This is a genomic window from Alkalihalobacillus sp. BA299 (assembly GCF_017745675.1).
Taxonomy (GTDB): domain Bacteria; phylum Bacillota; class Bacilli; order Bacillales; family Bacillaceae_F; genus Alkalihalobacterium.
The window spans coordinates 90,976-103,765 of record NZ_JAFLJM010000008.1; the positions used below are offsets into that span (position 1 = coordinate 90,976).

Genomic DNA, 12,790 nt, shown 5'->3' on the forward strand with positions numbered 1-12,790 from the left:
GGTCTTCTATTTTTTACTTGAATTTCGAACAACCAATTGAGGTTGCAAAAGGATTTCCTTTTTAAGTTCATTGGAAGAATCGGATATAATATCAACCAAAATATGTCCAGCACGTCTCCCCATTTCCTTTGCATGAGGATCAATCGTCGTTAAATCCATGAGTTCAGCAAGATCACTATTATCAATTCCAGTCAACAAGATATCATCTGGAATTCGGATGTTTTCTTCTTTGAATGCTAAATATGCACCCGATGCAAGTAAATCAGAAGAACAGAGAACGGCTTCCGGTAAATTTCCCGAAACAATCAACTCTTTTATCACTTGATACCCACATTCTTTTGTAAAATCTGTCTCGAAAATTCTATCATTTTGTAATGGGATACCATTTGATTTCATCGCATCGCGAAACCCACTCATCCTTTCTTTAAAGGTAGAAAATTCTTGAGGACCTGATAAATACGCAATGTCTCTCACTCCAAGCTCGTTAAGATGGTTGACAATCATTTTAGAAGCATTCACATTATCCAAACCTATATAACATTCATGCTCCTCTAAACGATCTGGCTTTCGGTTGACAAATACATATGGAATATTATGCATGTGTAATTTATCCAACCCTTTTTGACGAATGAGCGTTGACGTTGCAATGACAACACCACCAACTCTTCGTTCAATCAAGTTATCAATATATTTATCCTCACGCTCTAAATTCGGCCCGATACTGCAAAATAATATTTCATAGTTATGCTTCCATGCCATTTCTTCTAAACCTAATACAACTTGAAGATATAATGGATTTGTCACAGCTCGAACGAGTATGGCAATCGATGGACTTTTCGATTTTTTTAAATTTCGTGCAACCGCATTCGGTCGATAGCCCAGTTCATTAATTGTTTGTAAAATAATTTCTTTTGAACGGGGGCTTACAATCGTCTTTCCATTAATAACGGCTGAAACCGTTGCCACTGAAAAACCAGATTTTGCAGCAACATCTTTGATGGTTACCATGATTTTTTTCCTCTTTCATTTAATCTACTTTTTCATCCTAAAATGTAACACATTCCTTTAGACTTTTCATCTTAAGTAATGGGAAACGAAGCTATCCTTTAGGATCGAGCAATATTTTATAGGCTGATTTGTTTCGAACCATGTCCACAGCTTCTTCCCACTTATGAAGCGGCATTTTCATAGAAATAAGCGGTTCGACTTGAATTTGTTTTTGCTCTAATAGCTTTAACGCACGAACCCAAGACGTTCGTTCTGATGCAAATCCATTTGTAATGTTGACTTCTTTTGTTAAAGCAAGGTCCATGTCGAATGTAATATCTTTTCCATATAATCCTACTTGAACATATAATCCCGTCTTTTTTAATAATTGTAGACAGTTACGCGCAGATTGCTCTACCCCCGCACATTCAAAGGCGACATCAAATCCGCTACCATTCGTAATTTCACGAACACGCGCTGTTACATCTTCTTCATCTGCAATGATCGTTTCGAAGGCTCCTAATTCCTTTGCTAGTTTTAAACGGCTGCGATCATGAGATGTTCCAATCACAATACACTTTCCACCTGATGCTTTTGCCACTTGCATTGTCAATAAACCAATCGCACCTGGACCTGAAACTAATACGTAATCTCCCGCTTGAACGGAACCCCGTTCAATGACACAGCGAACCATACATGCCAACGGCTCACACAATGTTGCTTCATCTAACGTAACATTGTCTGGAATGTGAAAAGCTAAATGGGCTGGAATCGTCATATACTCCGTAAAAGCCCCATGCACCCCTGAACCAATCGATTTACGCTCTTCACAAAGCATCAACAAGCCCTCATAACAATACGTACATTTCCCACAAGAAACGGCTGCAGTTAAGGAAACAACTCGGTCTCCTACTTTGAATTCTGTTACATCTGAACCAACTTCAACGACAGTACCTGAGTATTCATGCCCCATTGTAACAGGATAGTTTGCTGGATATTCATCATCAATAATATGCAAGTCCGTGCCACATATTCCTGTTGCATGAACTTTTACCTTTATTTCGAAGGCATTCACAACCGGTTCCTCGAGTTCAACAAGACCCACGTTGTGCAAGCCTTCTCCTTTTTTCATTAATGCTTTCATTTTGTTATCCCTCCACTGACTAAAACTAAATATCAAAGAATAAGCTTGGTACATAGGTTGCGAGCTGCGGAATAAAAATGGTTAAAATAACGACTAGCAACATCACGCCAACATATGGAAATAAATATGGTAGCATTTCCTTTAATTTTGCTCGACCTATGCTTGCTGTAATATAGAGAATTCCTCCAACTGGTGGTGTAACTCCTGCAAATACAAATGCAGCTACCATGACAAATCCGAAGTGGACAGGGTCTAAACCAAATTGTTGATAAATTGGGATTAATACTGGTGCCACTAGGATGGTTGCGGCAATCGTTTCAATGAACATGCCAATAATCATAATGAAAATAACAATTAATAGCATAATGATTAATGGATTTTCAGTTACACTTGCTAAAAACTTAATGACAGTCTGAGGTAGTTGGACGTAAGCGACAATCCATCCAAGAATTGCTGCACCTGCAATAATAAGTAATGCCATTGATGTATTCGCAGCTGCTTCTTGAAGAATCTTTGGAATGTCTTTGATTCGATATTCCTTGTAAACAAATAAGCCAATAAATAAAGCATACAAAACGGCGATAATTCCCGCTTCAGTAGCTGTGAAAAAGCCCGTGATAATGCCGCCAATCACAACGATTGGAAGGATAAGAGCCCAGATTGCATCTTTCGTTGTTTTCCACACTTGCTTGAGCTGGGGACGACCTTCTTCCTTTAAGTTATATTTCGCACCGTAAAAGTATGTGACAATCATCATGCCGAGTGCCATTAATAGACCAGGAATGACTCCTGCCATAAATAAAGCTCCGATGGAAATCCCTGTAATTGACCCGTAAATAATCATGACCATACTCGGTGGGATAATCGTACCTAATGATCCCGCACAAGCCTGCAGAGTAGCAGCTAAGCCAATCGGATAACGTTTCTTTTTCATCGCCGGAATTAATACACTCCCTACGGCCGCTGTATCAGCAGCAGCTGAACCTGAAATACCAGCAAAAATGGTACTTGTCATAATACTAGACATCCCAAGACCACCTTTGATGTAACCGACGACCGAGTATGAAAAATCGACAAGACGTTTAGAAATACCGCCTTTTTCCATCAATTGACCAGCAAGAATAAAGAAAGGAATAGCCAATAAGGTGAAGGAATTAAGACCCTCAAACATTCTTTGAGCGATGAGAGTCAAAGGAATATCAGATTTAAATACGATTCCTATTACTGAGGCAGAGCCCATTGCAAAGGCAATAGGCAAACCTGCAATTAAAAGGATTAAGAATGCAATACCAACGAGAGCTAACATAATTCTTCATTCCTCTTTTTTATTAAAATCAAGTACGTTTCAATCTGTGCAAAAATCATCACGAGCGCACCAATTGGAAGCGCAAAATAAATATAACCATAAGGTACTCCCATGACTGGAGATAAATTCGTCATATTAAGGATAGATAAATTAATCCCTAAATACCCTACCAATCCTAAAAATAAAACACTAACCACATTCAGACCCGTAAAGACGACCTTCCAAATGGACTGAGGAAGCATGTCAATCACTAAGTCAAACGTAATGTTCACCCCTCGGCGGATCGTAAAATATCCGCCGATGAATGCTAACCAAATAAACAAGAACCTCGCCATTTCTTCTGTCCATGGCATTGTAATACTTAGTATCCGTGAAACCACCTGTAATGTAACAGCTAAAATTAGGAGAAAAAACAGTGTTACAACTAAACTGCTGATTATCTTTCGAGTAATAACCACACGACTTCCCCCTATTGCTGTGCTTTAATTAATTCATATAATTCCTCTAAATTGTTGTCAGCTACAAACTTCTCTGTATATGGTGAAGCAGCTTCTTTAAAAGGTGCTAAATCTAATTCAATAATTTCCATACCAGCTTCTACTAATGCTTGACGTGCTTTTTCATCAATTTCCACTGCCTGACTGCTGTACCATTCTACACTCTCAGCAAGAGCTTCATCTAACGCTGTACGAAGATCATCTGGTAATTCATTATACTTTTTGTCACTAATGCCAATCGCTTGGTGTACTAACACGTGCTTCGTATCTACAATATATTTTCCAACCTCATCAATTTTGATCGTTCTTAAAAATTCTGGATTTGATTCTACCCCTTCAACAACATGTGTTTGAAGACCACTGTATACCTCTCCACTAGGCATAGAAACAGGTACTGCTCCAAAACTCTTGAACGTTTCAATAACAGACGGAGAATCTAATGTACGAATTTTCTTTCCTGCTATATCAGATAATTGGAAACTATCAGGAGAATCTACAGATTTTTCAGTTAACACCGTTGATCGGAAAGATGCTGGATATAAAGCTAACGCACGAATTTGTGCTTCCTCTAACGTTCCCTTCATCAGCTTATCTCCAAGTTCACCTTGTAAAGCATTGACCGATTGATCAAGGTTATCAAACAAATATGGAGCATCTAACAATGCCATTGGCTTATAGAAGTTAGCTAAAACTCCTGTATCAACTAACGTCATATCAACTGTACCCATTTTTAATCCTTCTAAAAGGTCCTTTTGCTGACCAAGCTGACCAGCTGGATAAATTTCTATTTGAACTTGACCATCAGTTTTTTCTTCAACAATTCTTTTGAATTCAACGACTTGCTTTGACAAACTATGTGCATCAGCAAGATGATGCCCAAACTTTAATGTATACGTTTCTTTTTCTTCACTTTCTGTGCTACCTTCATTACTTGTGTCTGTTCCATTACTTGCATTTTCCGCATTGCCTCCTCCACATGCTGCTAATAAGAGAACAAAACATGTGATAAGAAAGATAGATAAAAGTTTACTAGCCTTTTTCATTGTAACTCCCCCTAATTTAATAATTTGTAATCCCTTACATAATTCCATAATCTAAACGTTTAGATTTTATCGTATACAAAACTTATTTTTTTTAGGTTTATAATAAATTGCAATAATCCCTTTTAATCTATTAGAACCTAAAAATAATAAAAGCTACTTATTTTAATTAAGTTTTGTTAGCTTTTTTAAAATCTAAACGTTTAGAATTTTTGGATAATGCTATTGTAAATGATTAGTGAAAGCGTTGTCAATCACTCTTTTAAATTTTTTTGAAAATTATTAATTCAGCACTTGTGTTACCGTATTTCTATTTTTTGATAAAAATATGTCCCAAATAAAATAGAGCTAAACCTGAAGGGTAGCACCTTCCCTAAAGGTTTAGCTCTCATTATTTACTCGCTGTGTTGCCCGCGAAAAAGAAGGATTACATACGCTCTGGTGCAGAGACTCCGATGAGTTTTAACGCATTTTGAAGTGTAATTTGTACCGATTTCACGAGGGCAAGTCGTGCGGCGCTTTTATCACGGTCTTCTGGATCTATAACACGTTCAGCATTATAAAAGCTATGTAATGCTGATGCTAGTTCGAAGGCATAATTGGTTAGTCGATGCGGCGATAGCTTTTCAGCACTTTCTGCTACAGCTTCAGGGAACTCGCCAACTTTTTTCAATAAATCAAATTCTTTTTCTGAGGAAATTAAGCTGAGGTTCGTCGTATCCTTAAGCGGTAATCCTGCTTCCTCCCCTTGTCTTAGCATACTGCAAATACGAGCATGCGCATACTGCACATAATACACTGGGTTTTCATTGGATTTACTTACGGCTAAATCCATATCAAAGTCAAGTTGTGTATCGGCACTACGCATCGCAAAGAAGTAGCGTGTGGCATCAATTCCTACTTCTTCCATTAAATCACGTAACGTTACAGCTTTACCTGTACGCTTACTCATTTTAACTTTCTCACCGTTTTGGAATAACGACACCATTTGAATGATTTGTACATCCATTTGCTCTTTATCATAACCGAGCGCTTGAATCGCTGCGCTCATACGAGGGATGTATCCGTGATGGTCAGCTCCCCAAATATTGATTAATTTTTCGAAGCCGCGCTCTAGTTTGTCCTTGTGATAAGCAATATCTGGTGTTAAATACGTATATGTTCCATCATTTTTAATAAGAACGCGGTCTTTATCATCGCCATAAGTCGTTGATCTAAACCATGTCGCCCCATCTTGTTCATACGTTTCGCCTTTTTCAGCTAATAGCTTTAATGTTTCTTCGACTTTGCCTGACGTGTAAAGTGATGTTTCCGAAAACCAATTATCAAATTGAACACGGAAATCGCTTAAATCTTTCTTCAGCTTATCTAACTCACGCTTCAAACCATAAGCGCGGAAAAACTCAAGTCGCTCTTCTTCATCCACATGAACGAAACGATCCCCATATTCATTTGCTAAATCTTGGCCGAAGCCAACAATATCTTCTCCGTGATAGCCGTCCTCTGGCATATCCTTATTTAATCCAAGTGCTTGAAAATAACGTGCTTCAACAGATACGGTTAAATTATGAATTTGATTACCCGCATCATTAATATAATATTCTCTTTGGACGTCATAGCCTGCTTTATCTAACACATTACATAATGCATCGCCAACAGCAGCCCCACGAGCATGTCCTAGGTGAAGACTTCCTGTTGGATTTGCCGAAACAAACTCAATTTGGATTTTTTTACCTTTTCCAACATTTGTTTTGCCATACTCACTTCCAGCTTGAAGTACGGCAGGAATGATATCACGTAAATACCCATTATCCATATAAAAATTAATAAATCCAGGTCCAGCAATTTCAATTTTCTCAATCGCCGCTTTTTCTTTATTTAAATGGCTGACGATTTCATCTGCTATCATACGTGGTGCTTTTTTAGCCACACGCGCTAACTGCATCGCCATATTTGTTGCATAATCGCCATGCGCTTTATCTTTTGGCGTTTCTAACACGACATCAGGAATTTGACTTTCGTCCGCTAGTCCTGCTGCTACGACAGCAGATATAATTTCTGCTCTTAATTGTTCTTTCATTTGCTCTACACTGTTCATTCATTTGCCTCCTCAATCGTCATCTTAACATCAAACGTACCAGACGGTTCATCTTGTAAAAAATAATCATATTTTAATTGGAGCTTGCCTTTCATTTGATTTTTAGGCCACTCATATGTAAAAGCATGTGTTTTGGCGTTCGTTTTCCAAAAGCCGAATGGACTCCGATATGTGCCTTCAGTGTTTTCTCCAACCGTATATGTTTGCCGCATCGACAAATCACCTTGCCGAATGATGGTTACTTCATTATGGCCAATTTTGACGGTAGTTTGAACATTTATTTTCTCTTTATGAATTTCTTTAAATAATATATAAGTATGGCCTTTTTTTACATATACATTACCTTCTCCTTTTAGGGAAAGTGTTTGTGTTTGACGGCCTTGACGAATAGTCGTTTCCATTTGAACGGTAATCGGTCTTTTTCCATCCACAGACATCGGACTTACCCACCTTTCTATTTTTCAAGTTTAGCGAGTTTGTCCATTTGTTGCAAGAAGAATTGTTGTAGTATTGTCTTTGTGCCAGGTACCAAGAGAGTAAAGTTTAAACTTTGGACGGTCTTTTCAATTTTAGACTGTTTATTTTCAAGTTCCGATGATTTATTTTCAAGTCCGGCAATTTATTTTCGAGTTCACAGCATTTATTTTCAACTTTAAGTCATATAAAGATTTCTCGACAAAAACAAACATCGTTCAACACTCAAATTTTCCTTAAAGGAATTGATCTTTCCTATACACAAAAGAAAGCTGACCTCATAAGTCAGCCTTTCATAATATTTTTATTTTTGAACCCAGCCGAGGATGATTTCTCGAATAAATTTACTTGCTGCGATCGGTGTTTGCTCGGTTGGATCGTATGCTGGTGCTACTTCGACCAAGTCAGCCCCAATGACATTTACATCAGAATTAGCAATAAGGTGGATCGCTTCAAGTAACTCTTTAGACGTAATCCCTCCTGCTTCTGCTGTTCCTGTACCTGGCGCGTGAGCAGGGTCTAATACATCAATGTCGATCGTTACGTAGACGTTACGTCCTGAAAGCTTCGGCAACACTTCCTGTAACGGTTTGGCAACATCGAACTTAGACATATGCATGCCTGACTCTTTTGCATACGCAAATTCTTCTCTCATACCCGAACGGATCCCAAATGAGTATACATTTTCAGGTCCAATTAATTCGCACGCTTTACGAATTGGCGTTGAATGAGATAATGGTTCTCCCTCATATTGCTCTCGTAGGTCTGCGTGGGCATCTATATGAATGATTGCCATATCCGAGTACTTTTTAAACATCGCTCTGAAGATTGGCCAGGATACAAGGTGCTCTCCACCTAACCCAATTGGAAATTTCCCGTCTGCAATCAGCTTATCAATATAATCTTCAATCATATCTAAACTACGGGCTGGGTTACCAAACGGAAGCGGGATGTCCCCTGCATCAAAATAATTCACTTCTTCTAAGTGCTTGTCTAAATACGGACTATATTCTTCTAATCCTAAAGAAGCTTCACGGATTCTTGCTGGTCCAAACCGAGAGCCTGGTCGAAACGATACCGTCCAATCCATCGGCATTCCGTAAATGACCGCTTCACTTTCATCATATGTAGATCTGCTCATAATAAATACATTTCCTGAGTATGCTTCATCAAATCGCAAAACGGTATCCCCCTACTTAATCAAATCTTCCACAAATCTCGGCAAAGCAAATGCCGCTTTATGAAGGTCTTTTGTATAGTATTTTGTATCGATATCATGAAAACGACTATCCTCAATTGCTAATGGGTCGTGCTTTTTTGAACCGATCGTAAACGTCCACAGTCCACTTGGGTACGTTGGAATGTTCGCAATATACAAGCGAGTAATCGGAAAAATTTCTTTGACATCACGCTGGACATTCGTAATAAGCTCTGGTGTGAACCAAGGATTATCCGTTTGAGCTACGAACACACCGTCTTCTTTTAGCGCTTTTGAAATACCTGCATAAAACCCTTTTGTAAACAGGTTCACAGCTGGTCCAACTGGCTCTGTCGAATCGACCATAATAACATCATATTCTTTTTCACTATTTGCAATGTGCATGAAGCCGTCATCTACTTTGACTTCAACTCTAGCATCGTCTAACATACCTGCAATTTCAGGTAAGTATTGCTTTGAATACTCAATGACTTTACCGTCAATTTCAACGAGAGTTGCCTTTTTCACAGACGGGTGCTTTAATACTTCACGAATCACGCCGCCATCACCACCACCAACTACTAACACGTTTTCTGGGTTCGGATGTGTAAAAAGTGGGACGTGTGCTACCATTTCGTGATAAACAAACTCATCCTTTTGGGTCGTCATGACCATTCCATCAAGTACAAGCATGTTACCAAACTCTTCTGTTTCAACCATATCCAACTTTTGAAATTCTGTTTGCTCTGTATGTAACGTTCGTTTGATTTTCATCGTAATTCCAAAACGCTCGGTTTGCTTTTCTGTAAACCATAACTCCATCCTATTCACCTCTTATATAAAATTCTTTTTTTATTTTATCCGAGTTTCTTCTTATTCTACCCGAGTTTCTTTCTCTTACTAAAGTTAATCAAACAAAAAAAGTATAAATGAATCGTACAAAAAAGCAAGAGAATTTTTAGATCTTTAGGATATTTGTGTTTAAAAATCACTTAATTTTCCAAGAATAGAGATGATTACGTGTAAAAAATAAACCGAAGTGTAAAGAATTTTTCCAGCTTCGACTTGGAACAAATAAACATTAGTTTTTAAATTTTATAGATAAAGAGGTGGCTAAATTGGAAGTCATCATCAAAAAAAGACGTTCTAAACGAAAAATTGGTTGGTTTCGCCGGTTATTTCGTTTTTCCTTATTTATGATCGTTTTATGTATGCTAGCTGCCGTTTCATTATTAACATATTTAAAAATGGAAGGTGCACCGCTTTTACAAGTTTCACAGACGACTCGCTTTTTTGATGCCAATGATGCAATCATTGGCGAGAGTCATCAAGGTCAGAATCGTTATTGGATTCCACTTGAGGAAATGAGTGAAGACCTTATTCATGCGACGCTAGCGATTGAGGATCGAAAATTTTATAACCATTACGGCTTTGACCCTACACGTATTGCCGGAGCAGTTGTGGCGAATGTAAAGTCAGGGGGTAAAGCGCAAGGTGCAAGTACGATTACCCAGCAGTACGCGAGAAACCTTTATTTAACTCACGATAAAACGTGGAAGCGAAAATTTAATGAAATCCTCTACGCTCTTCGCCTAGAGATGTATTATACGAAAGATGAAATTTTAGAAGGGTATTTAAATACGATTTATTATGGACACGGCGCATATGGTATTGAAGCAGCAGCTCAGTATTTTTTTAACAAAAAAGCATCTGAACTAAATTTAGCAGAAGCAAGTCTTCTTGCTGGTATTCCGAAGGGACCAAGCTATTATTCGCCGCAAAATGATTTCGATCGAGCAAAACAGCGTCAGGAGCTTATATTACGTTCAATGGCTCAAACCGGATATATCACACCATCAGAGGCTGAATCGGCTAAAAACGAACAGTTAAAGTTTGCCACAATCGAACATGAAAAATCTGCAATCATTGGACCTTATTTTCAGGATGTTGTCAAACAGCTGCTAGTCGATGAGTACAAAATTGATGAGACGTTAATCGAACAAGGTGGCTTACAAATATTTACGACTCTCGATCGCGATATGCAAGAAGAAGCTGAACGTTGGATTGAAGCTGAGCTTGGAGCGAAAGAAGAACTGCAAACTGCACTTGTTGCGATATCCCCTCGGACTGGTGATGTAAAGGCACTCGTCGGTGGTCGAAACTATATGGAAAGTCCATTCAACCGGGCCACGCAGGCCAAACGTTCACCTGGATCGACATTTAAGCCCTTTTTATACTATGCTGCCCTTGAACATGGCTTTTCACCATCGTCAACTTTATTAAGTGAACCAACGACATTTACATTTGACGATGGCAGACCTGATTATGCGCCTTCTAATTTTAATGAAAGGTATGCAAATGATTTTGTCACCTTATTACAAGCACTGGCGTTTTCTGATAATATTTACGCAGTGAAAACGCATCTATTTTTAGATACAGAAACATTAGTAGAAACAGCTGCAAGATTCGGTATTCAAAGCCCGTTAGAAAATAACCCGTCACTTGCTTTAGGGACAAACGAAGTCAGATTACTAGAGCTAACCAATAGCTATGCAAGCTTTGCCAATGGTGGTCAACGAGTTGAACCTCGGTTTATTCGAAAAGTCATCGATAAAAATGGACAGGTTTTATTCGAGCGACAACCGATCGCTGAACAAGTGTTAGATCCGAATCTTACATTTATCATGACCGATTTAATGACAGGAATGTTTGACCGCTCGTTGAATGATTATGCTAGTGTCACAGGTGGTTCTGTTGCCCATCTTATCAATCGGCCAGTTGCTGGTAAGTCAGGCTCTACTCCTTATGACAGCTGGATGGTTGGATTTACACCGCAGCTTGTTACAGGTGTCTGGGTTGGTTATGATCAAAGAAAACAGCTCGACCATCGTAAAGAGGGACAATTTGCGAAACGAATTTGGGCACAATTTACAGAACACGCACTAAAGGATGACTTAAAACTCGATTTCCATAAGCCTCCCGGCGTCACGGGTGTGTTCATTAATCCGAAAAATGGTTTACTTGCTACCGATGCATGCCCGGTTCGCCGAATGACCTATTTTGTAGCCGGTACAGAGCCGACCGAGTATTGCCAAGACCACGCTCCAGAAGAGGAAGCCGAAGCTGAACTGACAGAAGAAGAAGTACACGAAAAAGAGAAATTCCTTGATCGCTTTATAAAATGGTTCAACTAAAAAGTGATGGAAACGTGAAATATGGTGAAAAAATTATAAAAACAGTGGTGTTAGGCACCTTTCACTAAAACACGACAAAAGGCAGAGGATAACTCCCCTGCCTTTTGTCGGTCCTAGTATAAATATGTGTCGATTTATACTAATTTTAAGTTTAATTCGATTTTCACAAAAGCTCAAGTCCTTGGAAAATAGTTCATAAATCGTTCAAAGATAAAGAAAAAACGGACTAGACAAACGGTAATTTATTGTTCTTCACCTAGAAGTTCTTTTCTTAACTTTAATTCGGAATGATTCCACATCTCTTCACTATAGGATTTTAAATACTCCCCTAGTATTTTTTTCGACTTATCATCCATATGATCAACGATAATATGGCCTTTTAACGATTTATCCATTCGGTTCACATGCTCAGGTAAGCTTTTATAACCACGGCGTGTTTCCATATCAATGACCATTTCACACGCTGTCACTCCGGCATAATACGGCACACTTCCTTTATTGTTAACAGACACCCAAACTAACCAATACAGCTTCCCGTTTGGTGAGTCCTCGCGGTTCGGTGTAAACTTAATTCGCTTTTCAACCGCCGAGCGCGCATGTAAAGCACCCATATCTACAAACGCTTCTTCGCCCTCTACATTAATAATAACCGGCGAAACATTATTTAAGTCAATCACTCCGGTCCCGTATCCGCCATGTCCATCAGTCGAGTCATTACTTAAAATATTAAATCCAGCTTTTGTTTTTTTCTGTTTATCTTTTTCAAAGAGATCCATAAGTTGATCATCCCTTCTTCAGTTTTCTATTAGTCAGCATAACGTTTCATTATGCATTTATTCTTACATTAGTGTA

At 38.6% G+C, this 12,790-nt stretch carries 11 protein-coding genes; 1 reads left to right on the plus strand and 10 read right to left on the minus strand.

What is annotated here, in order from left to right; translation table 11 throughout:
* Positions 1-6: 6 nt before the first annotated feature.
* The 9 genes from J0N78_RS12340 to speE form a co-directional block, all read right to left on the minus strand.
* Positions 7-1,008: a LacI family DNA-binding transcriptional regulator gene (locus tag J0N78_RS12340; protein WP_209123404.1), complete on the minus strand. Its 1,002-nt coding sequence runs from the start codon at positions 1,006-1,008 to the stop codon at positions 7-9.
* A gap of 91 nt (positions 1,009-1,099) precedes the next feature.
* A complete protein-coding gene (locus J0N78_RS12345) occupies positions 1,100-2,131 on the minus strand; it encodes a zinc-dependent alcohol dehydrogenase (RefSeq protein WP_209123405.1) in 1,032 nt (343 codons plus the stop codon).
* A 25-nt stretch (positions 2,132-2,156) separates the two neighbouring features.
* Complete coding sequence (locus J0N78_RS12350; RefSeq protein ID WP_209123406.1) at positions 2,157-3,437, minus strand: TRAP transporter large permease; 1,281 nt, start codon at positions 3,435-3,437, stop codon at positions 2,157-2,159.
* Positions 3,431-3,895, minus strand: coding sequence for a TRAP transporter small permease (locus J0N78_RS12355; protein WP_209123407.1), 465 nt, complete (start codon positions 3,893-3,895; stop codon positions 3,431-3,433). Before J0N78_RS12355 ends, J0N78_RS12350 begins: the two co-directional genes overlap by 7 nt.
* An 11-nt stretch (positions 3,896-3,906) precedes the next feature.
* On the minus strand, positions 3,907-4,977 hold the full coding sequence (locus J0N78_RS12360; RefSeq protein ID WP_209123408.1) for a TRAP transporter substrate-binding protein: 1,071 nt from the start codon (positions 4,975-4,977) through the stop codon (positions 3,907-3,909).
* A 424-nt stretch (positions 4,978-5,401) separates the two neighbouring features.
* On the minus strand, positions 5,402-7,072 hold the full coding sequence (gene argS / locus J0N78_RS12365; RefSeq protein ID WP_209123409.1) for an arginine--tRNA ligase: 1,671 nt from the start codon (positions 7,070-7,072) through the stop codon (positions 5,402-5,404).
* Entirely contained in the window at positions 7,069-7,509 is a 441-nt protein-coding gene (locus J0N78_RS12370) for a YwiB family protein (RefSeq protein ID WP_209123410.1), read from the minus strand. Before J0N78_RS12370 ends, argS begins: the two co-directional genes overlap by 4 nt.
* A gap of 341 nt (positions 7,510-7,850) precedes the next feature.
* Complete coding sequence (gene speB / locus J0N78_RS12375) at positions 7,851-8,726, minus strand: agmatinase (protein WP_209123411.1); 876 nt, start codon at positions 8,724-8,726, stop codon at positions 7,851-7,853.
* A 12-nt stretch (positions 8,727-8,738) separates the two neighbouring features.
* Positions 8,739-9,566 carry a spermidine synthase gene (gene speE, locus J0N78_RS12380; protein ID WP_209123412.1) on the minus strand — a complete coding sequence of 276 codons (828 nt, stop codon included), beginning with the start codon at positions 9,564-9,566 and terminating at the stop codon, positions 8,739-8,741.
* Between the two features lie 287 nt (positions 9,567-9,853).
* Here speE and J0N78_RS12385 point away from each other — a divergent pair, with 287 nt between their 5' ends.
* Complete coding sequence (locus J0N78_RS12385; RefSeq protein ID WP_307794925.1) at positions 9,854-11,938, plus strand: transglycosylase domain-containing protein; 2,085 nt, start codon at positions 9,854-9,856, stop codon at positions 11,936-11,938.
* Positions 11,939-12,180: 242 nt separating this feature from the next.
* Here the strand turns inward: J0N78_RS12385 and J0N78_RS12390 are convergent, their stop codons facing one another.
* On the minus strand, positions 12,181-12,714 hold the full coding sequence (locus J0N78_RS12390; protein WP_209123414.1) for a YwhD family protein: 534 nt from the start codon (positions 12,712-12,714) through the stop codon (positions 12,181-12,183).
* Positions 12,715-12,790 lie beyond the last annotated feature (76 nt).